The sequence below is a fragment of the Mucilaginibacter sp. genome, assembly GCF_025359345.1.
Taxonomy (GTDB): Bacteria; Bacteroidota; Bacteroidia; order Sphingobacteriales; family Sphingobacteriaceae; genus Mucilaginibacter.
This window is the reverse complement of the sequence record NZ_JANYGQ010000036.1, coordinates 321886-348485: the sequence shown is the minus strand read 5'-3', so window position 1 is coordinate 348485 and position 26600 is coordinate 321886. Positions and strand designations below refer to the sequence as shown.

General features: G+C 43.5%; 23 protein-coding genes. 7 read left to right on the top strand and 16 right to left on the bottom strand.

All coding sequences use genetic code 11. From position 1 onward, the window contains the following. Nucleotides 1-57 precede the first annotated feature (57 nt). The 5 genes from Q0R52_RS27035 to Q0R52_RS27015 form a co-directional block, all read right to left on the bottom strand. Nucleotides 58-993, bottom strand: a complete 936-nt coding sequence (locus tag Q0R52_RS27035; protein WP_295801262.1) for a hypothetical protein — start codon at nt 991-993, stop codon at nt 58-60. Nucleotides 994-1064: 71 nt separating this feature from the next. Continuing rightward, nucleotides 1065-2681 carry a hypothetical protein gene (locus Q0R52_RS27030; protein WP_295801260.1) on the bottom strand — a complete coding sequence of 539 codons (1617 nt, stop codon included), beginning with the start codon at nt 2679-2681 and terminating at the stop codon, nt 1065-1067. A 132-nt stretch (nt 2682-2813) separates the two neighbouring features. Beyond that, entirely contained in the window at nt 2814-3596 is a 783-nt protein-coding gene (locus tag Q0R52_RS27025) for a PhzF family phenazine biosynthesis protein (RefSeq protein ID WP_295801259.1), read from the bottom strand. A 1-nt stretch (nt 3597) separates the two neighbouring features. Continuing rightward, on the bottom strand, nt 3598-4194 hold the full coding sequence (locus tag Q0R52_RS27020) for a short chain dehydrogenase (RefSeq protein ID WP_295801258.1): 597 nt from the start codon (nt 4192-4194) through the stop codon (nt 3598-3600). Between the two features lie 41 nt (nt 4195-4235). Further along, a complete protein-coding gene (locus tag Q0R52_RS27015) occupies nt 4236-4538 on the bottom strand; it encodes a helix-turn-helix domain-containing protein (protein WP_295801256.1) in 303 nt (100 codons plus the stop codon). A gap of 158 nt (nt 4539-4696) precedes the next feature. Here Q0R52_RS27015 and Q0R52_RS27010 point away from each other — a divergent pair, with 158 nt between their 5' ends. Both Q0R52_RS27010 and Q0R52_RS27005 read left to right on the top strand, forming a co-directional pair. Next, a complete protein-coding gene (locus tag Q0R52_RS27010; protein WP_295801254.1) occupies nt 4697-5293 on the top strand; it encodes a Crp/Fnr family transcriptional regulator in 597 nt (198 codons plus the stop codon). A 131-nt stretch (nt 5294-5424) separates the two neighbouring features. Next, nucleotides 5425-6222 (top strand): alpha/beta hydrolase, encoded by a 798-nt coding sequence (locus tag Q0R52_RS27005; RefSeq protein ID WP_295801251.1) that lies wholly within the window; start codon nt 5425-5427, stop codon nt 6220-6222. A 270-nt stretch (nt 6223-6492) separates the two neighbouring features. Here the strand turns inward: Q0R52_RS27005 and Q0R52_RS27000 are convergent, their stop codons facing one another. From Q0R52_RS27000 to Q0R52_RS26980, 5 genes are all read right to left on the bottom strand, one after another. Beyond that, on the bottom strand, nt 6493-8214 hold the full coding sequence (locus Q0R52_RS27000; protein ID WP_295801248.1) for a M28 family peptidase: 1722 nt from the start codon (nt 8212-8214) through the stop codon (nt 6493-6495). Between the two features lie 276 nt (nt 8215-8490). Next, entirely contained in the window at nt 8491-10587 is a 2097-nt protein-coding gene (locus Q0R52_RS26995; RefSeq protein ID WP_295801246.1) for a beta-galactosidase, read from the bottom strand. Nucleotides 10588-11166: 579 nt separating this feature from the next. Continuing rightward, complete coding sequence (locus Q0R52_RS26990; protein WP_295801243.1) at nt 11167-12672, bottom strand: ThiF family adenylyltransferase; 1506 nt, start codon at nt 12670-12672, stop codon at nt 11167-11169. Then, complete coding sequence (locus Q0R52_RS26985; protein ID WP_295801240.1) at nt 12672-13049, bottom strand: hypothetical protein; 378 nt, start codon at nt 13047-13049, stop codon at nt 12672-12674. Before Q0R52_RS26985 ends, Q0R52_RS26990 begins: the two co-directional genes overlap by 1 nt. 6 nt (nt 13050-13055) lie before the next feature. Then, complete coding sequence (locus Q0R52_RS26980) at nt 13056-13505, bottom strand: multiubiquitin domain-containing protein (RefSeq protein ID WP_295801237.1); 450 nt, start codon at nt 13503-13505, stop codon at nt 13056-13058. Between the two features lie 145 nt (nt 13506-13650). Here Q0R52_RS26980 and Q0R52_RS26975 point away from each other — a divergent pair, with 145 nt between their 5' ends. The 5 genes from Q0R52_RS26975 (at nt 13651) to dcd (ending at nt 16963) form a co-directional block, all read left to right on the top strand. After that, nucleotides 13651-14232, top strand: coding sequence for a hypothetical protein (locus Q0R52_RS26975; RefSeq protein ID WP_295801235.1), 582 nt, complete (start codon nt 13651-13653; stop codon nt 14230-14232). A 2-nt stretch (nt 14233-14234) separates the two neighbouring features. Continuing rightward, nucleotides 14235-14645 (top strand): hypothetical protein, encoded by a 411-nt coding sequence (locus Q0R52_RS26970; protein ID WP_295801232.1) that lies wholly within the window; start codon nt 14235-14237, stop codon nt 14643-14645. Nucleotides 14646-14895: 250 nt separating this feature from the next. Continuing rightward, entirely contained in the window at nt 14896-15198 is a 303-nt protein-coding gene (locus tag Q0R52_RS26965; RefSeq protein WP_295801228.1) for a hypothetical protein, read from the top strand. A 17-nt stretch (nt 15199-15215) separates the two neighbouring features. Further along, nucleotides 15216-16346: a hypothetical protein gene (locus Q0R52_RS26960; protein ID WP_295801225.1), complete on the top strand. Its 1131-nt coding sequence runs from the start codon at nt 15216-15218 to the stop codon at nt 16344-16346. Further along, complete coding sequence (dcd, locus tag Q0R52_RS26955; protein ID WP_295801222.1) at nt 16343-16963, top strand: dCTP deaminase; 621 nt, start codon at nt 16343-16345, stop codon at nt 16961-16963. Before Q0R52_RS26960 ends, dcd begins: the two co-directional genes overlap by 4 nt. Nucleotides 16964-17155: 192 nt before the next feature. On the opposite strand, the gene Q0R52_RS26950 is transcribed toward dcd, so the two are convergent. The 6 genes from Q0R52_RS26950 to Q0R52_RS26925 all read right to left on the bottom strand — a co-directional run bounded on the left by Q0R52_RS26950 (nt 17156) and on the right by Q0R52_RS26925 (nt 26581). Further along, nucleotides 17156-17329, bottom strand: a complete 174-nt coding sequence (locus Q0R52_RS26950) for a hypothetical protein (protein ID WP_295801219.1) — start codon at nt 17327-17329, stop codon at nt 17156-17158. A gap of 93 nt (nt 17330-17422) precedes the next feature. Next, nucleotides 17423-18745: a paraquat-inducible protein A gene (locus tag Q0R52_RS26945; protein WP_295801216.1), complete on the bottom strand. Its 1323-nt coding sequence runs from the start codon at nt 18743-18745 to the stop codon at nt 17423-17425. A gap of 22 nt (nt 18746-18767) precedes the next feature. Then, nucleotides 18768-20093 (bottom strand): paraquat-inducible protein A, encoded by a 1326-nt coding sequence (locus Q0R52_RS26940; RefSeq protein WP_295801213.1) that lies wholly within the window; start codon nt 20091-20093, stop codon nt 18768-18770. Nucleotides 20094-20280: 187 nt separating this feature from the next. Then, nucleotides 20281-24765, bottom strand: coding sequence for a cadherin-like beta sandwich domain-containing protein (locus Q0R52_RS26935; protein WP_295801210.1), 4485 nt, complete (start codon nt 24763-24765; stop codon nt 20281-20283). Nucleotides 24766-24996: 231 nt separating this feature from the next. Next, nucleotides 24997-25971, bottom strand: coding sequence for a Dyp-type peroxidase (locus Q0R52_RS26930; RefSeq protein ID WP_295801208.1), 975 nt, complete (start codon nt 25969-25971; stop codon nt 24997-24999). A 229-nt stretch (nt 25972-26200) separates the two neighbouring features. Beyond that, nucleotides 26201-26581, bottom strand: a complete 381-nt coding sequence (locus Q0R52_RS26925) for a VOC family protein (RefSeq protein WP_295801206.1) — start codon at nt 26579-26581, stop codon at nt 26201-26203. Between the last annotated feature and the right edge of the window lie 19 nt (nt 26582-26600).

Here is a 26600-nt window from a genome sequence, read left to right as displayed (position 1 = left end):
TTCGAACACCGGCAATATTATTTGTAGCATTTTCCCGGCATCTCAGGCTATTCCCCTTCAAATAGAGGTAAAAACCGCGGGCTTATAAATATTATCATTGTTGCTCACAGTAATATCCAGCCAACCCTCCGATGCCACCTGGGCCGTGCAGGGCCCGTAAGTGATGATTTTAATTTTCCTTGTCAACGATTCGCTTCGCAGTAGTACTAAAACATCCTGCAAAATTTCGCCTTTAAAGGGTGTGTACATAAAAAACACGGTGCCGTCGCTGTAGTCTGCTTGCCGGGCGTCGACATTTATAAAGGATACATTGGGTAGGTTGAATTGCGCCGCGCAGTCGCTTGCATAATTGCAAAACGCGGGCTCAAATTCCACACCTCTCGTTTTCGTTCCGGCCAGCAGGTTTACCAGTATGGCTGCTTGGCCCAGGCCGGAACCCAAATCAAAAAAAACGTCATTTTTAGTAATGTAAGCCTTCTCTACAAGTTCAAAAATTATCCTCGTCGGCGTTTTTTGGTAAAAAACCATTTCCGGCTCCAGGGCTTTAGTTTGCTCCGGGACAGATCCGAACGACAGTAACCCGTTGAAAAAAACATCAAGGTTATCGTAACCTGCTTCTTCATGACCACTTCCATCTGCATCAAAATCAATGTATTTACCCACCAGCTTTTTGAACTGTTCCCCGGTACATCCGTTGGACCGGATATGTGCCCGGAGCTTTTTGAACAGGTTATTGTCTATTGCTTCTAATGCAAGCTTTATGTTTTCAGCCCACTGTTTCAGTAAACTCAATTGATTTGTCTGGGCTGTTTTTTCAATCAGACTTTCAATATGGTCAATGATATGAAACTCCAGGAAATCTATCGCATCCAGGCGTTTATCGCAGTTCTTTTCTTCGTAAAGTGCGGCATCCTTCTCAAACGCTTCGATATCCGCCTGGATTTTAAAGAGCGTTTCTTCGCTATTGTTAATGCCGAGTTTGTTTCTAGTCAATTTTGCTTTTTTGAGATGTCATGTTCCGAATTTGAACACTTAACTTGGCTGCGCAATAATGCAAAAAAGCTTCAATAGCTAAGGTCCTGTCCTTTTAACACCCGCAAAATATTCTTTTTTGTATCATCATCCGGCTCGATCTTACTTAAGTGCAGAAGCTTGATGGCGATGCCTTCTGACCAATTAGCCTTCCCCCATTTCTGCAACGCCTTAACCGCCATATATCTATTTCTTGTCACCGGACTATCAAGTGCAGAAAGTATAATCAGCTCTCCTTTAGTTGGGAAGCCTTCCAGAAATGTTATGATAAAATCAAGTGCCTGGTGCCTGGCGTATTCAGGCCCTATTCCTAATGAATCTTTGGGTCCAGTCGCCAACTCTTTTAAGGGGAGTGTTTCGATAGCATAGTTAATAACTTCATCCGCCTGTTCAGGCTTAGCTTCATTTACCACGTCATACCATAATGAACTGTCGGACGAATCATTCTTCAGCCTTTGCCATACTATATCCCAAATATCTATATTTAGGATCTTAGCAGCTTGCTTTCCTCTCCAAAACAATGTGTTATCGTTGCTTTGTAAAGCCGGCATGACAAATTCAGACCAGTTTTTACCATTGATAATTTCAACTATATCAATCAGGCAATTTGAAATGATATCTTGTGTCCAGCCGTTCTTTGATTGGTTCGCAATATCATCGCTTTGAAGCTCAATTAAAAATTCTTTTATATCAGTTAGCATAATAAAAACCGATACATCATTGGCATGCACGGTCGCATGTCTTACATAGTTTTCTATTAAAACTGCAGCATATTGATAAACTGTTATGTCTTCCGCCGGACCGCCGGTAATTAAAGCTGTAATAATCTCGGTCGAGGAGTTAAATATGGTATTACTAATCGTTTCCTTTTTAATTATATTATGTAACTCCCCGTTTAATGCGCAAGTGTATGCAAGATATTCGTACATAATGCTGTTTTTGTATCCGTCTGTAATCAGCCAATTTTTAATATCATTAGGCAATTCCATTTTTGCCAAGCGTTCAACAGCATGTATTTTACCCCAGCCCTCTACTTTTTTAGCCAACGCCCATAAATCATTAATTAAATTATCTGAAAAGCCCGATAGCGCTACAATCGCAAAAAGTGTAAATTCATCATGCAGGCCTATTATTTCAATTTGATTGGATAAGCTTTTGTCGCCACATATTCCAATCATTGCAACACCAAATTTAACGCTGTTTCTATGATCAGTTTTGAACGCCAAATCTTTGGAAAAGTTAAGCAGGTGTGGATTAATTGGTAATGATAATTTAGCAGCCCGGTCAAGAAAATCATCTATAATACCAATCACAGAATCAGTAGCAGTAATCAGTTGATAAAACTTTGCCTCACTTTTGCGATCTCCATACTCTGAAATGCGCTTTAGAAGTTGAACCAATTCATCTATTTCTAATTTTGAGTTATCTGAATCCTGCGCGCCCAACATTGAATCGAGAAGACCCGGAGCAAATCTCAGCTCATTCTCATTTGCTGGCTTTTCGTCGGGCAAATCGAATCCCGGTTCTGTTAATTTTCCTTCTTGGTTTAAGTTATCAGCCAAAAAGTTAAAAATGGAAGAATCGGTTCTCCACTCGTAACTTTCGAAATCGTCTTTATTACTAAATAAGTTTTTTACCCAATCTAACATTTATGGCGTTCCGGTTTAGCTTGTTTTATGATTGCCGAATTTAACAAAAAAAGCCTTCAGATTTTCATCCAAGGCTTTGCAGGGACTAAATCAAATCACCCCCAACTATTCCTGTAGCTAAAACGCCCGCGTTTACACCTCGATAAACCCACTCAAATAAGGCACTGCGAAACCCGTCATAAATACCCGCTCACCCTCCAGTCGGCAGGCAATTTCGCCCCTTCTTTTTGATAGCTGCAGAGCACACAGTTCCGTTTTGCCCAAAACATCCGCCCAATATGGCACCAGGATGGCGTGGGTCGACCCGGTAACCGGATCTTCCGGAATATCCGCTTCGGCGTCAAAAATGCGGGAAACAAAATCGGCTGAGGTTCCTTTGGCCGTTATAGCCAGGCAAACATAGCCCAGGCCCTTCAGCAAATTTATATCGGGGTCTGCATTTAAAACCTCTTCTTCTGATTCCATAACCACAACGAGGTCTCTAGCGGCAAACGCCGCCAGCGGTTTCGCCTTGAAGGCGTCAATAACCTGTTGGGGTATAGGCACCTGCTTTGGCGGCCATGATGGAAAATCTAACGTGATGGCGCCGCTGTCCTCCTTTGTTGCCGAAAGTATACCGCTAAGCGACGAAAACGACACTTTTGTTAAGGTGGTATCCAGGTAGTTAAAAATCACATAAGCAGCCGCCAGGGTTGCATGCCCGCACAGGTCGATCTCGGCATGTGGCATAAACCACCTGATCTCGTACTTGCCATCTTTTTCTACAAAAAAGCCCGTTTCGGCCAGGTTGTTTTCAATGGCAATGTTCTGCAGGGTTTGGTCGCTCAACCAATAAGGTAAATGGCATATAGCAGCCGGGTTACCACCGAAAAGCGTTTTAGTAAAAGAATCGATTTGATAAATTGGGATTTTCATGTCAATAAATTTTAAATACGTGGCCTGTTTTTGAACCCGATAATGCTTCTTTATATACATCAATCACAGCTTCAATGGCTACCGGCGCATGCCCGGCGAACAGTTCCTCGCTCTCAATGGCACCCTTAATTGCCCCGGGAGCGACAACATTGAGCCTGATGTTATTTTTTAACTGAGGAGCGGCGGCCATAACAAAGCTATGCAAGGCCCCGTTTACCAATGCCAGACCCGCTGAACTGGGCTCTGGAAAATCAGCAAGGATACCTGTTGTAAGCGTTATCGAACCATTTGGGTTCAAAAATTCTTTAGCGGTATGGACAAGATTAACCTGCCCCATCAGTTTGTCTTTGATCCCCACGTAATAGTCGGCTTCTGTCAACAAATCAAACTCTTCCCAAACGGCCGAGCCCGCAGCATTAATTATGGCGTCCAGTTTGGGCAGTGTTTCCAGTAACAACCGCACCGAGGCAACATCCCTCGTATCCACCGGGTATTCGGCGCTGCTCCGGTACGCGCCAAATACCTCGTGCTCCTTTTTTAACGATTCAAATAATGGCTTCCCTATAATTCCTGAAGCTCCGATAATTAATATTCTCATATCTATATATTTAACTTTATCGATTTATGATTTCAAATTTTTTATATGTCCTTTTGCAACGCTTTAAAATATGCTGCTAACATTGCTTCGTTTCTTTTATAATAGGTCCATTTTCCTATACGGGTAGCGATAACCAACTGTGCATTTTCCATCATATTCAAATAATGGGAAATGGTGGACTGTGACAAACCCGATTTATCCTTAATGAACGAAACACATACCCCATCACCAAAACCGCTGACTTCCTTATGTGGCGGGAAATTTTTTTCAGGGTCTTTAAGCCATCTTAAAATATCATAACGGGCAGCGTTGGCAAGCGAGGCGTTTATTTTTATGATGTCCATGGCACAAAGATATAATTACATATCGATATTTATAGATTTGATGTAAGAAAATATTATTGTAGCGAATTATTGACTTTAAGGCTACAAAACTCAAGCTGAACTTAATAAATTAGCTCTCTTTATTACGCGGTATTATTTAAAAGAGATATTTTTAGGGTATGTTAAACGGTGCAACTGAGATAGAATTATTACGCAAAGTAATGGGCTCCGCTGGTATGAAAGCCGAGGCATTTGATTTATCGTTGCAGCATTGGAAATTAAAGCAATATAAAAAAGGAGAGTTTTACAACGAATATAAAAATGTTTGTAAACACCTTGGGTTCATCATCAGCGGCGTGTTCAGGATTTATCGGGTAAACGAAATCACCGGCGAGGAAAAGAACATGCTCTTTTTCTCTGACCATCAATTTGTAACGTCATTCACCAGCTTTTTTAGCCAAACCGCCTGTGAGTATTATACAGAGGCTATGGTTGACTCTCTTATTTTATACATCCACATCGACCAACTGAATGACCTTTACGGACAGTCGCATCAATGGGAACGATTTGGCAGGATGGTTGCCGAAACAGCTTTTCACGAGGTAATGCGAAGTACTGAAGGCTTTTTGTTCAAAACACCCGAAGACCGTTACCGGGAAATGATAGCTAAACACCCTAATATTTTCAACTCCGTACCGCTCTATCATATTGCCTCTTACCTTGGAATCCAGGGACCATCGCTAAGCCGGATCCGTAAGCGGATGGTGGGTAAATAGGGCGCTTCGCCGATATCATTTTTTGTTGTGCAATATTTTTATTCCGCATTTCGATTTTAACCTGGGTTAAAATTATCCCGCCGGCATACTCCGATGTTTGTGCTGTCCTAAACAATTAGGCATTAAACAAAATGAAAACAGCAATATTATTTATGGCAATGAGCGTTTTAGGTTTTACTACTCAAGCCCAAAAATCAAACAACAAAAATTCATCAACAATCGTACTTGTTCACGGCGCCTGGGCTGATGCAACTGCCTGGCAGGCGGTTGTGCCGTTATTGAAAGCACAAGGGCACGAAGTAATCGCCGTTAACCTGCCGGGTCACGGAAGTGATGGAACTTCATTCGCAAGCATCAGCTTACAATCCTATGTGGATGCAGTAAAGAACGCTATCGGCGACAGGAAAAACGTAATTTTAGTAGGCCATAGCATGGCAGGTTTGGTTATCAGCCAGGTTGCAGAAGAAATACCGGGCCAAATTAAAGAATTGGTTTACCTGGCTGCGTATTTGCCACAAAACGGCGAAAGTTTGTTATCCCTTGCAAAACAAGACCCCGATAGTCACGTTGGTAAATATTTGCAAATTGACCAGGCCAACGGTTCAGCAAATATTGCAAAAGATGGCGTAATAGATGTATTTGCCGCTGATGCACCTGCACAGGTTGGTGAGTACATTGCTAACAACATTAAACCAGAACCGTTAGCACCTCTGGCGACGCCCGTTACCTTAACCGATGGAAAATTTGGCAGAGTAAAGAAAGCTTATATCCACACTGCCGATGACCATGCGGTTAGCCTTACACTCCAAAAAACAATGGTAAAAAACAATGGTAATGTTAGCAAGGAATATTCGTTGCCAAGCAGCCATACCCCATTCATATCTATGCCCGATAAATTAGCAGCCATTTTGCTGACAGAATCGAAATGAGATAGTCCACGGTTGTACCAAAAAGCCTTTAGATTTATATCTGAAGGCTTTTTGTTTTTTTATGAAAGAACGCAAATATTAATTATTAAAAGATCATCACGGATTGACCGGCCCACTGTGGGTAAGCGCCCTAAAGGAAATAGCGGCCCCGCTATCATCGCGAAAATAGCCTTCAGGCCACGACGAATGTTGCGGATGTAGGTAAAATACCCCGACCCAACGGGCGCAATGTCAAGTCCCCTCTACCCGCCAAAATTAATTAAATCACCGCTACTTCAGTCCCTCATCCAATTTCAAATTCAATCCGTTTATCTTTTGCTGAGCCTCAGCTATACGACTGCTTATCGGCTCCGTAACGCCATCTACATTAATATCGGTCATTTTTCCGATGGCGTCGGTATACCATTTTGTCCATACGTCAATTTTATGTTTTTCGGCGGCGGCGGGCGAACCGGCTTTTATGGCCTGCAAACCCAGCTCATATTCAGCTTGCAAGCGGTCGGTCGCATTTTTTTCGAGTTCGGCAATTAATGACAGGGTTATGGCCTGGTTAGCGGCGGTTAAGGTATAGGCCGTGGCCAATGCGCTTACGCCCGAGTTCTTCATTTCCTGCGGCGACACCATATCCAGCCGATCGGCATCGGTGTGGTAAAACACATCGGTAAAATGCCACATCAGCAAGCCGGGTATTTTGGCTTCCAAAAATGGCGTGTGGTCGCTGCCGCCTTCAAAGGGGTTGCTTTTTACTACCCAGCCGTTGTCTTTTCCCTGCTGCTTGCAGCGGTTTAGCACCACGTCGTTAAAATAATGGGGGAACATATCTTTTTCTGTTAATACGCTGCCGCCCCATTCGGTGTGTTTATCGGCGCCGCGTGTCCAGATGGCCGACGGGTCGGGCATTTTTTCTATCAGGAAAGTGCCGCCTGTTTTGGTTACATACTCACCCACCATGTCGAGACTCATGCCCCATTTTATGCCTTTGGCCCGTTCCGAATTTTCCTTAATATACCTCGCGGTCGAACTGATCTCCACTCCCCATAAAAAAGTGATGGTGCGTGCCGGCTCAAATTTTTTCTGTTTGATAAGCTCCGCTGTTATACGGGCCATTTCTCCTAATGTGCCTACACCGGTAGCGTTATCGTTAGCGCCGGGCTCCTGCACATGGGCGCTGAATACAAAGCGCTCGTCGGGCTTTACCGTGCCGCGCGCATTGGCCAGCAGCGTCAATTCCTTCGAGGTGTACATTTTCGATTCCGTTTCCACATGCACTTTAACCGGGCCTTTTTGCAACGCGGCCTTCAGCCGCTCTTTTGCCTGGTACGAAAGCAATATCCCGAAATTATGGCTCAGGGTATCCTGGTTACCCACGCCAGTAAACTGGATGGAATTCACATTTTTTTCGGGCTGGGTATAGGCCGGCATGCTGTAGGCCATAGCCCCTAATGCGCCATTTTTTATAGCAGCCTGGTAAGCCTGGCCTATCGATCCTTCAGTAAAAATGATCTTGCCTTTTACCTTTTCCGGGTCGGCGGTTTTAAGGGAGGCCCTGTCTAAATAAATAATTTCGGCGGTTATACCGCCCGCAGGCGTGCTTCCCGAGTACATGGCCAGCATATTACGGTTCGTGGCGAATTTTAATAGTGGCTGTTGCTCGCCCTCAATGGTCACAGTGGCGTTTACCGGCTCCCAGGTTGGCTGACGCAGCTCGCGGGTTTCCAGGCGATAAGTTAACGGGCCATCCGCTTCGCCTTTTACCTCTTTTTTATAGCCGGCTGCCTGCAGTATTTTCTCCACCTCATAAATGCTCTCGTTAAAGCCCGAATTGCCCGGCACCCGCCAGCGTTTTTCAACAAAGGCTACGGTTTTAAAGGCGTTGGCTTCAATAAAGGTTTTTCTTAGCAGCGGGTAGTAGTTATCAATTGTATTTGCCTTTTGGGCATAGGCCAGGCTGGCGGAAAGGGCAAGCACAGCGCATAGGAAGTTTTTTATCATTGGGGGTGTTATGTTGATACAAATAAAAGATTATTTGTTGGCAATTAGAAGAAAACCTATGCCAGTATTTTAGTATAGTTTTGTGTTCCTGTGCACACTGAAACACAAGGAACAGGGTGGAACAGCAAAAAGCCCGGCCCAATGCGCAAAAAGCCTGTTTCTACCTCATAAATGCACTTTTTGCCTTGTTTGCTACCCTGAAAAATGCGAAAAGTACTGACAAATTAGTGTCAGCACTTTTCATAAAAACCCGTGTTTGCCGGGCATTACATGTTTCTAATTTTCCTCTATGATTTTTACGCCCCATGCAGGCAATTCAATGCTACGCTGCGAAACTACGGGTACGTTTTTCAACAACTCGGTGCCATTTTTATGCGGATAAATAAAGGTTGCAGGTGTTGGCGCGTAGTTAAAATAATAGCGGATTACTTTTCCCTGCTGGTTGATGCCGGATTTTACCACCAACGGAAATTTCAATTCCTGGTCGGCGCCCCACAGCCCGGCCGACCTTGTGACATTTTCCATTATTTTTTCATTTACAGCGTCCGAAGTCATACAGCCTATGTAGGTTGCCTGGCCTTTGCCATAGCTGTTCTGTGTTATGGCTGCATATTTTCCCCATACCGGGTGGTCATAGTAGGCCAGTACTTTTGCTGTTGTAGGTGTTATTAACTCCATCCACCTGCTTACCGTATTTTTATCCTTGCCAACATGAAAAGGATCGTCTTTTAAGGATACATTTTCAGGCGCCGTAAACTGGCTGTACTCAATGCCGCACGCTTCGTCGATTATTCCCGGTTGTATGGTGCTCCTCACTTTTACATTTTGGTCGGAGAAGCCGCTTTTGAACGTGTAAACTATATGGCCGCCGTTTTTTACAAACAGGTTTAGCCGTTTTAACAGGCTGTCGGGCGCGGCATACAGCACCGGCACAATAATCAATTTATATTTTTCAAGATTGGCACTCGTGGGGTCGATAAAATCAACCCCCACATTGATATGGTACAAGGCATCATAAAGGGGCCTTAAAATATCGTTGTAGCCTTCGCGGGGCCCCGGTCCGAATGAAAACGCGTTAAAAGCGGTGAGCGCCTCGTTGCTGAACAACACGGCCACCTCGTTTTTTTTCTGAAGATTGATCAAATGCGGACTTAACCTGTCGAAATCGGCACCGATGGTTTTAGCTTCCTCATAGGTAGGATTTGGCTGAAAATCGTGACTGAGCAAGCCTTTCCAGTAGGTTTCGGCAGAGTTGTGGATGGAATGCCAATGCCAGTAAGAAACCATATTGGCCCCCGAAGCCAGGTGGCTGAACGCCTGCAGGCGCAACTGCCCCGGGTAAGGCAGCCACTGCGGAAAACCCTGTGCCTCGGTTTCCATCACCAGGTAATTCTGCCCGTTTTTCATCGACCGGCCAACATCGCCCCCAAAAGAAATTTCAAGGCCCGTCAAATGGTCCTGGCTTGGGTGATAGATGTCGACACCCGCAATATCCAGGGCCTTAGCAGCCGCAAAATGGTCCACTTCCGTTTGTATGCCGTATGAATAGCCATGCCAGTCGAAATCAAAATTATGGGTAATAAATTGGTTGGGGTGTTTATACTCCCGCACAATTGCTGCCTGCCATGCCAGGTAATCTGTTACCAGCTTGCGTTGAAATTTTGCAAACTCGGACGATAAACTCGCATTGATACTGCCACTAACCGAAGGGAAATCGTCCCAGTTGTTGATGCGGTTGCTCCAGTAGTCGAGGCCAAATGCTTTATTGATCGTATCCAGCGACTTGAATTTATCCTTCATGTATTGCTGGAAAAGGAGCTGAACATTCGGGCCGCTGGTGCCATAAGGCTTTGTTTCATTGTCCACCTGGTAGCCTATTATTGCCGGGCTGTCCTTCACGTGCTCCATTATTTTCCGGATGATGTTTTCGGCATAGGCGCGGAAATGCACATTGGTGATGTCCATATTCTGCCGCGCACCGTACTGATTTTGCCCTCTCGGCGTAGTCGCTAAAATATCAGGGTATTTTTTTACCAGCCATGTTGGCACGGCATAGGTAGGCGTGCCCAGGATCACATGGATGCCGGCTTTACCCATGGCATTTAAAACACTATCAATATGGCTGAAATCATAAACGCCTTCCTGCGGTTCTTCCGTACTCCAGGTCGATTCGGCTATACGCACCACGTTTATTCCCGCGGCTTTCATCATTTTCACATCCGTTTCCAGGCGGTGATACGGCATGTATTCATCATAATAAGCCACACCATACAACAGTTTGTTACCGCTGATCTGGGCCATCAATTGTGAACACGAAAAGAGCAAAATAATAAAGGGACTCAACAGTTTTGCCTTAAGCTTTATGCTTCTCATATTAAGTTTTATTAGAATTGGTAAGTGGAATTATGAACAGGTTAAGATAAGTTTTTTAAGTGTGAAAAATACAATAAAAAAATTGAATTGGAGGGGGAAATAAGGCGAGTGTTTTATTCAAGGTAATACTTGTATTATAAACGTGAATTATTGGTTGGTGATTATTAGTCGCTTTGTTGCCTGTCGCCGGGGTGTGAGCGGAGACGCGCAGCGGCTACGTTAAAAACAATTGCGGGAGTATGGAGCAAAATATTGCTGAATTTTAGGGAAGACAATGCCCCGATTTCCCGCAAAGCGTTCCATTTTTACACGTGGAACGCTTTGAAAAATTTTGATTATCAATGATTTAACTTTACGCGCATCAGAAAGACATCCCACTTTTGTAAATGGAACACCTGAGCACTACGGAAGACAAATTTTCAACAACCATTTACTTCAAAAACTACAAGATTTGTATTCACAAAAATAGCCAGCTTCGTTAACAATGCGGGCTATCAGTCGGCTCCAAAGGAGTCTTCTGGATGGCGTTACGAGAATTCCACCTTTATGGCATTGGCCGCGTTGTACCAGAAGGGTATGTTATTTCTGCAGCCTTTTTGCGTAATAATTTATTTGTCTGAACAAGTTTTTAACCCGATTGAACAAGCTTAATTTGGCAACACCCCTTTCAACCATCATATATTTATGGCGATGTTTTTCTGCGACCGAATGCCGACCTGTCAAACCCACCGTAGCTGAATCCCCCAGTCCCGCCATCTTTTGATATTCACAATTTTTTTTACAATGAAAATCAAAGTCGCTATCTATGGTACCTGAATTAAAATTAAACTCCTTTGGACCATAGTATTGTCCCCGCGGCTGTAAACAAAGCGATAGTAGCTGTTGCATTTCCATACCCGCCAAACCCAGGCTGAATACAAATACATTTTCCCCGCGATTTACAAAGTGGTCTTTAGGCAACGATTTAATATACGTCGGATCTTCTAACAAACCAGATTGCTCCAACGCCACATCTTCCGGGGTAAATTGCCCGAGACAGCATAAACAACTTCTTTCAGGGCCTACGGTATGTACCTTCCACCGGGCCTGGTCAAGATTTGTAATCCGTTTGTTGGGGTTTGTATCGATACCGCCGTCTATTACAGGTATCATGTGCGCGTAAGCTATGAAATTCAACAAGAACCGCGGCCACGGCCTATCCACACAGGAGAAAAGCACATCACAATCCAAAGCACTTTTAAAGCCTTTTTCTTCAATTAAGCTATAAGGAACAGCTGTTATTTGCACATCTTTTCCTACCTTAATACGATCCAGGCGATTTTGAATTTCAAACACCTTCGACTTTCCAACGGAATCTGGGCCGATGCCTTGAAGCCGATCCAGATTTTTAGCTTCAACTGTATCAAAATCCAATAACATTATGTTTTGTATCCCGGTTTTTAGTAAAGCTTCCGCAATTATAGAGCCTACACTACCACAGCCTATAATACCAATTTTCAGTCTTGAAATATCAGCTTGTTTCTGATCCCCCCAGGCGGATACTGTTCTTAGAAAAGCCTCGTCAAATATTGGTAACGGAAGTAATTTGTCATAAAAGGTGAGTTTTAATCCCCTACCGATTACCCTAACGGATTCACAAAAATGTCGTACGTATTGCCTCGGGGCTTCTTTTATCCAAAATCTTCCGCTCCAGGCTTCGTCGGTACCAATGGTCATGCCAACTAAAGGCATACCGGTAATTGATTTTACCCGAGGGGCAAGCATTTCTTCAGCTTTGATATCGTCGTTGCTCATAAACTGCCAGCCGCTGGAAGGATGACTATGCATAAAGCAAACGCCGCAACCTTTTTTTAAGGCCAAAGAACCAACACGATCAAAAAATGCTGCGTTAAAGCTCACATTACCGTGAACGTTTCTGTCACCTTTTAAAGGCAACACTATTTCGGTAATTAAAGCCGAACAGCGTTGCAGCCCGCTTGACAGTTTATAGAATGCAAAACATAAATCTTCCTGTCCATCATCTCTTACAAGATGCCCTTTTAGTTGCCGCTGTGCGGCCTCGCTTATTACTATACTATATTTCATCAGAAGTCAAATAATGTTCTTAAAAAACAGATGTATTCTTTTACAGTCTTTTCCGATTCATTCCAGCCATGGAAAGGCCTGCTCCAATATTGAAAGTTGTCATTCGGCACCATGCGCGCATGTATACCGTCGAATGGCGGCAAAGGCCCAAACGTCTTGATTGGCAATAACTGCGGGCTGATATAGGGCCCTGATGGTGGAACAAGAGGAAACTGAGGCGCGTTTAACGCCACCTCAATCTCCTGACCTATAAACCTTCCATGGGGGACAGTATATTTAAAGGATACAAATCCCCCCGGATAATTCGGGTTTTCTGGATAAACGGTTGTTTGGTAACCCAGCTCCTCAAGCTGTCTTACGATTTCAGGTGTTCCCATTGCTAATTACGATACGGTAGTACTGGTTATTTTACAGCTGCTGAATTTCATACAGTCAACGATACCTATAATGTGGTCGGGATCGTTTTTATATGTAATGTCCGTATGGCCGATGATCTGCTTTAAATAATGCTTTTGCGGATCGAGGCCTGCCAGCACCATGATTTCTTTAGGTGTCATTAACAATTCGGTCACCGGGTATTTTTCATCGTCGACCTCAATGCTAATAGACCGGTAAGGCTTTACTAGGAATGCCTCTACACTAGGTTTCTTCAAATCAACTTCCTCTTTTAGCTCAATAGGTTCAAACTCGCGGTCAGTTAATTTCATCAGCACTTCATAATCGGCAGAGTTATGAAGGCCTAATAACGTGAGTAATTCTTCACCGTTTATCAATTGTTTTGCTGATTTAAACAGTTTGCCGTTAATGGTCAGTTCAAAAATGTTATTTTCCATGATTCTTTAATTTACTAAGTGATAAAGCCTTTGTCGGCCTTCTGATAATAGATGCTGATGAAAATGATTTTTTTGCCATCCCTTGCGGCAAAACTTTTTTTTAATAGCGCGGCAAAAAACTCGAAGTTTACAGCAGTTATTGTATATGGAGCTGATAAAAAATAAAAAAACGCTTTCAACCCAGGAGTTGCTGGATCGGTTGAAAGCGGAAAACTGGGAAAAGCTGATCAAACAGCTACATTATTATTCATTAAACAGATTGAAGAAATTCCCGCAGGTAGGTGAACGATTTAACATAGTTAACCTATCAAATCATTTTGCCGATGAAGCAATCCGGCAGATTTGGACAGAGGAAAGAATATGGGATGTGGAACAATACCCTAGTTTATATGATTTCCTAAAAGGAGCCATTGATAGCATTCGATCTAATTTTTTAAAATCGAAAGAAGTCATAACCACCACATTTATTGATGAGGTTATTGAAAACTCCGCTAAAGATTCGACCAGCGACCCCCAGGCCCTGCTAGAAGCAAAGGAACTCGAAGAAATGGTAATGCAAATATTCAGCAGCGATCCCGAAGCCTTCCAGGTGTTTGATTGTTTAAAAAATGAACTACCGCCCCGCGAGATCAGCATAGAATTAAATATACCTATAAACCAGGTATACAATGCTGTTAAACGAATAGAGAGAAAATTGACCGAATTAAGAAAAAACATAACTCAATAATTATGGAAAAGATAAATAAGATAGAGGATTTATATCTAAACTCCTTGCTGAAAATAAGTGATCAAGATGAAGAAACCACACAAAAACTGTTGGAAAATGAAGGTATTGATGGCGTTAGCATTGTCAATAAAACCCTAAAAAATATTGAAAACTATAAATTTGCTTTGATGGAAAAGATAGCGGCAAACCAAGAGCAACAGTTAATGGGGATAATAATGGGAAAAATCGATACATTAATGCAAAAAGTCCCTGAACGTATTACTGCACTAATCAACTCATTTGTACAGCCTCATGCACCAGCTTTCCGCTTTAAAAGCGCATCCTACAGTGAGGATATCTCTGAAGTGTTTGGCCTTATTGACCCGCTCCTGCTACTAGATCAACTAACAGCGATTGAGCAAGAACTAAAGTAATATTGCTCGCACCGATATAGAAAAGCGCAGATACCTGCGCTTTTTTTATTTATATTCGTTCCAAATTAAAATTATCAACAATCGCCAAAATGCTATAAGATTCTAAAAATCAAGCATTTGCAATTGTTTTGTTAGTTTTTGTTAATAAGAAAACAAGAATTACAATTCGCAAAATTGAACCTTTGTGGAAAATTGTAGTTAAGTTTATATGTCATTAATTTGTCACTATCACTTACGCTAAAGCCAATTTATGTTGAGATCCCACAACCAGCAAGACGTTGAGCTTGATTTTTTTACCTCATTTTTAGATCATGCGATCAACGGAGAAGAAGCGTATATCGCTATTGTTAAACCAATCATTTTGGAAGCAGCCCGTTTGGCACGGGATGAAACAAAAATAGCAGACGTTGATCGTACTGGGTTGAACATTAAGCTTCGATTATATGATTGGGGTTCTACTCTGTTGATGCCAATTTATGCAGATAATCTAACCCAGAACTTACCGATGGTCCTGACAATTATTAATAACAGTAGAGCCGCCGTTACGGCTTAACTGTAAAGGTCGGATCAATGGAGTATAGTCAGCTACTGGACCTGCATTTATCGCAATGTGAAATATTCCTCAGCAAAGCTCAAAATAATAGCTATTCAGACCTCGATAAACAAAATTATCAAAATAACCTGACAAGCCTTTTTTACGCTATAAAATCAAACCTCCCGGCAGAGCTAAATGAGAATAATCTTTTCGTTATCCAGGGACAATTAAACTTTATAGCGAAGAGTTTGGAATTTTTGATGGATAGCACTTTGAATACCATTCCCTTTGAGGTAGTGTCCTGTCTAAATCTCGCTATGGATGACTGGATTCCGGAAGAAACTTTTATAATTGTTACTAGTTTAAATAATGATATTGATGCTTACAGCTTTGATGAAAAACTAGCTAATGAGGATTATATATACGATTCCATTTTCGCAGGATATGGAATTTCATTTGAAAAACGTCTTGTACAAATTAATCTTCCATTAATACTAGCGCGGGACTATTTTTCTTCGGTTATCCTATATCATGAACTTGGGCACTTCATAGATCTTTATTATGGTATGTCGAAAAGGATGGCCACAGAATTAATTAAGTGCCCGCCACACGAATGGACAAAAATCCAAGAATATTTCGACTTCCATCAAAATCCGTTAAAAATTAAGCGTCTCAAAAATCATTTGGGAGAATATTTTTGTGATCTATTCGCCGCACAGTATATCGGTAAAACGTCTAACCATTATTTGAATTATTTAGAATCGAAGGGTGCTGACCGCACCTACGGAAGTCATCCGTCCAGTAATAATAGATTGGCAATTGTGAATGATTTTCTTGAAAGTAAACCCAATCCATTAGTTGAAATCATAAAAAAATACATCCAAGAGATAACTAAAAGCGATCTGACCAAACGTTATAAAGTACTTAATTCAGATGATTTTTATAATTTCTTGCCCTTAGAGTTAGGGAATTCAGGTGAATTGCATGGTATTTTTCCCTATGCTTGGAAAATTTGGCTAGATGGAGCAGAAAAATTCAAATCAAATGCCGGAATAGAAGGGGAACTACCGAGTAAAGTGATCTATAAATCGCTCAACAACCTAATTGAGAAATCCATCGGTAACTATTTTATACTTAAAGATTGGGAGGGGCTTAAGGTCTCATGAGCGGATTTGCTTCTGGTAAAACAATAAAGGAGTTATTGAATACCCAAAAACTAATCATTAGACCATTGCTGGAGAAATCACAAATTTCACACATCGGCATAGATTTCAGACTCGGCTGTAATTTCTTAGTATCAGTTCACGGCCGCGAGGCCTTTATAGACACTTCGTTAAATAACGCGACCGGTGCGGGTCAACGGGATGTTAAACGCTTTTTCCAAGAGTCACGCCGGCAATTAGGAGAAACATTTATTTTATATCCGAATCAAACGGTGCTAGCGAGCAGTTTAGAATACGTTAAAATGCCAAAAGATCACCTGCTCACTCTGTATATGCGCAGCTCCTATTCGCGGTTAGGTTTAACTGTGTCGACAATTGTACAACCGGGTTATTGCGGCTGCCTTTCAATTGAACTCACTAATAACAACAATAACCCGATAAATTTAGTTGTTGGCGCGCGCGTATTTCAGGGCGTTCTTTTGCCGTCAGATGACGAAACAAACTATTTTAGTAATCCACGTAAATATGTTTGCAGTGTACGACCTGAACCCTCTGCTGCTATATCCGACGGCGATATTAAAACGTTATCTGATTTATGGAAATCAAAAAATAAGCGATAAATATACGCTGCCAGCACAAAATATAGGAGATTTCTTTCAGCTGGCGTTGCATAACTAAGGGGCAATTCGCACTATAGATTTACCCCCTTCCGGCGCGTATGTCTCATGGGCTTTTGAGCAGCGACCAATCCTCTCCGCTAAGTGGCCAACACGTACGCAACGCTTCTTACCTTTGCTCTCTTCGCTCGTGGGTTAGCCTTGTGTTATTTCTTCCCAACCAGCATATGCTTTTTTAAATTTACCTTTTTTGGTCACGATACCGGCATCGTTCAGTGAGGAAATAGCTTCTTTTTTGGTCATAGTTCTGGCCTTCGCGATGGCAGCATTAGCGATCTCAAAAAGTTTAGCCAGGTCTTTATCACTCATTTTGAAGATGGTTTATACAAAGTTAGTTGATTTATCATACAAACCCTATGCCCGGAATCAGCTATTTCCATCGCTAAAGTGCTACCGACACTTTCACACCTCACCATACGCCGTAATCCGTTTTAAAATACGCGACAATATCAACGCAAAAATTACATAGCCTGCAAATATGATATATCCCGGCTGCAGTGATGTATTGTTTTCCGTTATGGCATTCAACGAGCCGCTATGAATGTTTAAATTGGAAAGCTGGCTTTTGATGATGCCGTTCAGGCCAATATAGGTCATGAGGATACCCACCACCATCACATCGGCCATATCCCACTTGCCCGACTCAAACGCCAAATATCTCACCACCCTGTTTTCAGCAATTCTCTTCGGGCTTACGATATGAATTCCCTTCGCTATCATCCTTAACATCGGCAGCACAATAATAAATAACAGGATAAGTATACCCACCAATACAGCGTCGGGCTTGGTTTGGCTCACCAATGCTTTAACTATGCTGAATATGCTTTTACTTTGGAAAAACAATACCTGGTTGTCAAATGCCACCTTTTCGCCCATCAGCGTAAAATTGAAGGTCTGTATCCGTGCATCTACCTGTATAATAGTTGCAGTTATACCCACCACCAATAAAATCAAAGCAAACAATAGCGACATCACAAAAAGCGGGGTATGCAGGTGCACCTGGTTTCGCATTAATAGCCATAGGGCAAGTGCAAATACCACACAGCCCAGCATAGCGTATGCGTAGTTGTAAGTAACTGTACGGATGGCGGCTAACCGGGTATCTAAATTTTTGTTAAACTCGTCGGCACCGGCAACGTGGTATTTGCTGAATAAGCTTTTGGTAACTGCGGAGTCTGCCTCGTAAGTGCTGTCATAGGTTTGGTTTTCAAGCTGGGTTAGCTTGCTGGTTGCAATATTTTTCAGTCGTTTGGTGCTTGCCGGGCTGCTTACCTTGTCTATTATCGTTTTCGAAAACCCCGGTACCTGTGCCTGTATATCATCCGCATTCACCATGGCATTAAATGCCAGTTTCTTCAGCTTGCCTCCCAATGATTTTTGGGGCTTATTGATCTCTGCCACCGTCTTATTCACAAAACTGTGCAGCTGTTGTTCTACCTGTGCCTGCAAAGCTTTCTTTTGCGCACGGGTCATATGAAAATCACTTACCTGCCGATTAATAACTTCCGCTATTCTTTCGCGCCACTTGTCGACAGAAAATATACCGAACGTGATATTGTTTACTGTACTGTAATCCTCTTTGATCTGCTCCTGTTCGCTGGAAAGTGCCTGCAGGCGGTAGCCAAAATAAGCCTCACCGCAAAGCAGGACACCTAACCCGAGAATGAGTATGATATGGGGCAATCCGAATTTCCTTGCCGCGGTATTTTGCTGGTTACTTGTCAATGCTGTAACTGATTATTTAATATTAATGCGAATCGTAGGGTGTAATAGCCTTCAGAATGGTAGAAAGCACCAATCCGAATAAAACGAAACTGATAAAAATGATATAGCCGGGCTGCAACGCCGTGTTATTTGTTGTGATGATGGTTAACGCATCACTCTTAATATTCAGGCTGGCCAGCTGCCGCTCCAATAAGCCATTCAAGCCGATATAAGTCATTAATATGGCGATAACAATAACATCGGCCATACTCCATTTGCCCGATTGAAATGCAAAGTATTTGATCACTTTATTTTCGGCCAGCTTCCTTTTGCTTAGCAGGTGAATGCCGGTAGAGCTTAATTTCATGATCGGGAACAGGATACTAAAGGCGAGTATCAAAATACCAACCCCTATGGAATCAACAGCCGGCTGTTTTATCAGCACTTCCACCACGTCCAAAATACTTTTACTTTGAAAGAACAATACCTGGTTTTTAAAAACTACGTGCTCCCCTAAAAGCACAAAGTCGAGCGAGCTAACGCGCGCATCTACCTCTACCATTGATGCGGTTAAGCCTACCGCCAGCAGGATAAATGCGAATAACAGCGACATTATAAAAAGTGCCGCGTGCAATTCAACCCGTTTCCTGAATATCCACCAGAGCATCAACACCGCCACAATGCAGCCCAGCATACCAAACGAATAATTATACGTTTGCGCCCGGATACTGTTCAGCGATGCGGTAAGCTTTTTATTAAGTTCTTCGGACGAGGAGACCTGGTATTTCTTAAACATAATATTCCTCACCGAGTCATTTGCAGTAATCGTGCTATCTAAATAGCCGCTTTGCTTTGCCTCGTCAAACTTGCTCATCGCCAGGTTGCTCAACTTGCTTTTGTTTTTAGGATTATCAATTTTGGCGATGATCTTTTTTGCGAAAGCGGGTACCTGGGCTTTTATGGTGTCGGTATTAACAAAGGTTTTAACCGCCAGTTTTTTAATCTTTCCGCCCAGCGAGGTTGGCTTTTTGTTGAGCAGGCCTTCGGCCTTGTTAATGAGTGCAAGTAGTATTTGCTGCACCTCTACCTGCAGATCCTTTTTCTGTTTCGGCGTAAGCGTAAAGTGCTTAACCTGGTGATTTACAATACCGGTTATTTTATCCTGCCACTGCGTAACCGAAAACAGCCCGAGCGTGATGTTATTTATATCGGAATAGTCGGACTTGATTTGTTCCTGCTGCTTTGAAAGGGTATGCAGCTGGTAGCCGGAATAGCCTTCGCCGCATAAAAGCACAGCAAGGCCAAGGATCAGCAATAGTCGGGTGACGTTAAATCCCTTAACGGTATTATTTTGTTTTGTCGCGGTCAAATGGATTGGATTAAAAAGTTGACCGTAGTATAACTGCTTTGTGGTGTAATTGTTTGCGGGAGATAAAACGGCTAAATATTGCCCAAAGAAAAAGCCTTCAGAAATTTATCCGAAGGCTTTTGTTGTATCAGTGATAGCCAGCAGCAAGTATAAAAACCTATGCGGCTGATTTTACAATTTTGGCAGGTTAATACTTCAGCAAAATAAATCCTGTTTTAGTTTTCGCTTCGGCCCCGTCCTTATAATCCAATTTATAAAAATAAGTGCCGGCAGGCTGCAGTCTGCCGTTTTTGCCCGAATGCCCGTCAAACGCTACAGAAGTATTGTTATACCCCTTTGCTTCAAATACAAGCACGCCGTTGCCGCTCATAATAGAAATATTGTTATCCGGGTAGTTAGTTATTCCATCAATGGTAAGTACGTCATTATTACCGTCGCCGTTCGGCGAAACTCCCTGCCGAACAGTTATACCGTCGGCCGGTAAACCGGTTGTTGGTTGTTCATATTGCGCCGCCATACCTGGTGCAGCCCTGGTTACTGTAATAATATAGCTTTTGGTGGTTACGCCGTCCTGCGCCGTTACCACGGTAGTGACGATATTATCGCCCACGCTCAATGCAACGGCCTGCGATGTTGCGCCCGAGGCAACACTCACGCCATTAACTTTTATAGTAGCGGTAGCATCCTGCGCGGTTGGGACCACCTTCAGGCTGGTTTCGCTGTTGGGTACCGCCGTTGTATAATTTTTATAGCCGGGGCCGGTGGCAGTTGCCAGTGTGGTAACCGGGCTTAGTTTTAAGGTTGTAAGCAACGCATTGTTCGACAAAGTTACGCCTCTTGTAACGGTTATTGTATAAGTCTGAACGGTTGTGCCGTCCTGCGCCGTTACCGCCACAGTAATAATATTTGCCCCTACAGCCATCGGCAGGTTCGCTGAAGCCGAACCCGACATAACCGGTACTCCGTTAACGTTTACAGTTGCAGCTGCCTGGGTAGTGGTGGGCGTTATCGCTACAGATGATACGGTGTTTGGTATGTCAGCAGTATAACTTACTGTACCCGGAGCAAATGCTGGTGTTAAAGAACCCGCGCTTAAAGTCAGGCTTGAAAGCGTTGCAATGCCAGATGGGGCACGGGTAGCAGTAATTATATAGCTTTTTGTAGTTACGGCGTCCTGTGCTGTTACTACTACGCTAATAACATTGCTGCCCACATTTAATGGTATTGCCTGCGAAGCCGAAGCTGATGCCACGGTTATGCCGTTCACTTTTATAGTTGCGGTGCCGTCCTGGGTAGTGGGCGTAACCGTTAAGCTTGCCTCGGCATTGGGCACGTTGGTTGTATAATTTTTATAACCCGGGCCGCTAACTGCCGTAAGCGCTGTCGACGGGCTTACTTTCAAGGTTGTGAGCAAGGCATTGGTTGATAATCCGGCTGCCGCTCTCGTTACCGTTGTAGAGTAAGTCTTGGTAGTTGTACCATCCTGCGCCGTTACTACGGTAGTTATGGCATTCGCACCTTCGGCCAGTGGCAGGCTTGCAGAAGCCGAGCCTGAGGCTACCGCCGCGCCATTTACTGTTATCGCAGCGCCCGCGTCGGTTGCAGTTGGGGTTACCTGTATGCTTGCGGTGGCGTACGGAACTATGGTTGTATAATCGGTAGTAGCAGTCGCAAATACCGGGGACAGTACGCCCGCACTTAAGGTGTAATTTGACAGTGTAGCTATAGTCGGCAGGGCACGGGTAGCAGTAATTAGATAGCTTTTGGTGGTTACGCCGTCCTGTGCAGTAACAATCACGTTAATTACGTTGCTGCCCACATTTAATGGTATGGCCTGTGATGCTGTACCTGTTACCACCGTAACGCCGTTTACTTTAATAGTTGCGTTGCCATCCTGCGCGGTTGGCATAACCATCAGGCTTGTTTCGGTGTTGGGTACATTAGTTGTATAATTTTTGTACGCCGGGCCGCTTACTGCGGTAAGTGTGGTTATCGGGTTTAGCTTTAAGGTGCTTAAAGCAGCATTGGTTGATAAATTGCCCGCAGCCCTTGTTACCGTTACCGTATAAGTTCTTGTTGATGTGGCGTACTGGGCGGTAACTACCGTAGTAATAACATTTGCGCCTTCGGCCAGTGCCAGGGTTTGTGAAGGTGATCCCGATGTTACGGCCAAACCGTTTACCGTTATGGTGGCCTTTGCATCACTGGCGAAAGGCGTAATTTGTAATGATGCTATGGCATTTGGCACAATTGCCGTATAGTTTGTTTGTGTTGTTGCAAATACCGGGGTCAAAACACCCGCACTTAGGTGCAAATCATAAAGGTCGGCGCCATTAACTGTTTTAATGTTTACTATGGCAGATGCAAGCCCATATTTATTATAAGCAACAACAGGGTAATCTGTAGCAGGGGTTGTGGCTAGCGGTGTGCCGCTGATCGTCCCGCTATCATAATCAAAATTTAGCCCGGCGGGCAAAGGCAACCCGATAAAAAAGCCGCCCAGCGGTACAAATTCCTTAACAGCGTTGTTGTTAGAATCATTTACGTATATAACATGTTTAGGATCGATGGCTATGCCTGATGGAGAATTCAACCCCGAAGCGATGGTAACCGCCGCGCCTCCCGACACAGGTAGTTCTTTTATATTGCCGAGGTTCAATTCTGCATAAAACACATTACCGGCAACATCCACCGCAACCCCTGAAGGATTGTTGACGCTGGAGAGCGAGGTGGCAGTATTGCTTCCTGCGGGTATTTTTTGTATTAAATTGCTGCCACTATCGCTCACATAAATATTTCCTGCGCCGTCAACAGCAACTCCTGTTGGATGCTGAAACACCGGCCCTACAGTTACTGCGCTACCGCCACCTGCAGGAATTTTCTGTACCAGCCCATTACCCAGGTTTGTGACATATATATTGCCGGCTGCATCTGCTGCCAGGCCCGATGGACCATTTAGGCCTGTTGCCACAGACACAACGGCACCGCCCCCTACGGGTATTTTCTTTACAGCATTGTTCCCGTTATCAGCCACATAAACGTTGCCCTGGGCATCTGCCGCTACACCCATAGGCGAGCTAAATCCGGACGCAAGAACAACAGGACTCCCGCCACCGGCCGGAATTTTCTTAACTGTATTTGTCAGTAATTGCGAGAAATAAATATTCCCGGAATTATCAACCGCCACATTTGAAAGGTTACTTAATCCCGATGCCACAGTTACCGCTTTTGTTGTGCCTGCAGGAGCAACAAAATTGCTGTTTGGCACCAGCGGTGTAATAACAGTATCTGCTTTGTATATCTGCGGGGTATTATAGCTTAAAACAGGTTTGGTTGCCGGGATTACCTTAATGTTAATCGTTGTTGTATAACCGCCTTTGCCTTCGATAGTCCCTGTTATGTTAAAATTTTTTGCGGCAAGGGTTGTGGTAGGCGTACCACTTATAACGCCGGTATGATAGTCAAGAACCAAACCATCTGGCAGGAGAGGAAACACCGAATATCCTACATCCACCGGACCACCGGTATTAACCGGCACAAGTGGAATGATAGCGTCACCAACTGTAAAAATATCCGGCGTTTTATAAGTTATATGAGGCTGCTCACCCCAAATCTGGATGGTAACGTTCGTAAACGACCTGCCGGAAGCATTAACTGCTGCGACGCTATATGTTTTTCTATTGGTCTTAATGGCCGGTGTTCCACTAATGATCCCTGTGTTGAAATCAAAATTTAGCCCAACCGGCATTTTGCCGTTTATATCAAAATTTGTAGCCTGTAGTTCTTTAATAGTCTGGTGCCCGCTATCGTTCACATAAATATTGCCATGCTCATTTATATACAAGCCTGTTGGTTGGCTAAAACCGGAGCCAATTGGCACCACGCTTCCGCCATTTTTCGGTATTTCTACTATTGTTGTGTTATTACTGTCCGAAAAATACACGTTTCCTGCAGCATCTACAGCTACACCATTGAGGTTACCGTTGCCACTGCCTAAAGTAGTAACAACGCCCCCGGCGTCAATCTTTTTTATTAAGTTATGTCCCCGGTCGGCAACATACACGTTGCCGGCTGTATCCAGGGCAATACCTGTAGGTGAATCAAAGCCAGACCCTAACGTTGTTACCGCTCCGCCACCGGCGGGGATTTTCTTTACCGAGCCGCTTATCCAGTCAGTAAAAAACAAGTTTCCCCATTTGTCTATGGCAAGTCCGTATGGCGCAATATTTCCCGACAACAGGTCAACAACAGTACCACCAACTATCCGAATTCTTTTGACAGCGTGGTTACCATAGTCTGCTACATAAACATAGCCTGCCGCGTCAGCGGCTACACCATAGGGCTGGTTAAACCCAATTGCTAACGTATCCGGAGCCCCACCGATAAAGGGGATCGTTTTTACTGCATTATTTCCGGTTTCTGTAAAATAAACATTTCCCGTAGGATCGGTTGTTACCGCGGCCAGGGTTCCGAGTGCAGATCTGAAATTGACAAACTTTCCGGTCGAAACCGCTCCCCCGGTATTAGTCGGTACAACTGGTGTAATCTGTGCTTTGGCGTAATAGTAATAGTATGGAATGCCGCCGTATTGTATTACTGGTTTTTGAGCATAGCAAAATAAACCCGCCAACACCAAAAATGCCGACAATACTGAACGTAAAATTTTCATCATAGTTTAATTTTCGGTAGTAAAGCTAAAATAATTTATCAAACAAAAGGGGAATAAATCAGGGCTAAGTAACTAATGGATAAATGGTTGTTCAAAAGTTAAAACGGGTTATTGTTAAGTTAAAAACGATAGCTACAGACACCACAAACGCCATATTATTAGCCGGGCCTAACCGGCGAAAAGCAAATATCCTGTTTGTTAGCCACGGGTTACAAGTCTGCCGGTGCCGGAATTTCACGCTGAAAAATCATCTATCATGTTAAACGTCGGCACAAAAAACAGGCTGCCCGTTTTGGCTGTGCTGAAGTCTAATATCCTGTCGTAATTCCCCGCAGGAGAGCCAATAAACATGTTATTCAGCATTTTCTGCACCGTGGTAAATGTGCTTGCATAAGCTATAAAATAAGTCCCCATTTCATTCGTCGACATATTGCCAAAAGGCATATTATCACGAACAATTTTAAGATCATCGCCAACATTAGCCAATGCTATGTGAGAGTTTGCTGGTTTTACATCGTCCGCCATTTCAATATCATTGGCTTTAGACCTCCCGATTACTTTCTCCTGCTGTTCAGTAGAAAGCTCTTTCCACGATGTTAAGTTGTGGACATACTTTTGCACAAACAGGTAACTTCCCCCTTTATAAGCGGCGTCCTCATCTCCCACCATGCTAAAGAGCTCCCTGTCCTGTCCCTGCGGGTTTTCGGTACCGTCAACAAAGCCTAAAATCGTGCGGCTGTCCCAATACCTGAACCCATGAATCTCTTCGGTACTTACAGCCACCGGGCTCAAAACATCAGTTATAGCGGATGCCATATCATAACATATGCTTGTATTATCTGCCCTGATATGAAAATGCAGGTCGCCCCGGGTAGAAACGGCCCTGTGTTTGCTGCCTGCGATGGGAGTAAAATTTACCAATTCTTTAGGCAAGGGCCCTGGCAGGTCAAGCCGGAGCCAGGCATCGTGTCCAATCCCCATCACACAGCTTGCACGCGAAACAGGGAAACGAACATTAACAGAATTATTGAGGTTGATGAGCAGTTTGCAAAGCTTACTAAAAACATCTTTGACGTCCAGGTTATCCTTAAAATCCCAAACCATAAATATGGTATTGTCATTGGTGTAGTCTGTTACATTTTGCGAATCGGCTTTCATGGGTAATATATCGTAATTGTGAGCTACGAAAATAACTAATCTCTGCTGCATTCATATATCCTGCCGGTACAGTTATGGGCATAAAAAAAGGAAATATTCATTTAAGAATATTTCCTTTTGCTGTTTCAATAAATAAGCAACAGCTGCTTCGTAGTTTCAATTGGTGACCTGAGCCGGCTAGTGTCATGTCACTCAAACATTGACGGTTAGTCTTGAGTTCTAAATCAGAAAAGGCAAGAATTCGACTTACGACTCCCGACTAAAGACTACTGACTTAACACTATTCGTCTTTCGGTTCCCAAAGCTCAATGATATTGCCTTCAGGGTCCAGCACATGGATAAACTTGCCGTAGTCATATTCGGCAATTTCATCAACAATGGTCACGTTTTCGCTTTTAAGTTCTTCAAGCAGCGCAACCAGGTTTTCTACCCGGTAATTTATCATAAAAGGCTTTTCGGACGGATTAAAATACTTGGTATCCTGCGGAAATGTACACCAGGATGTCGATCCTTTTTTTGACGGATCATCGGCATCTACCCACTCAAACGTAGTTCCGTATGTGCTGGCCGGCAATCCAAGGTTTTTGACATACCAGTCGTTCATAGCTTTCGGGTCGTTGCATTTAAAGAATACGCCGCCCAAGCCCGTTACTTTTTTCATATTTATCCAGTTTTATTTT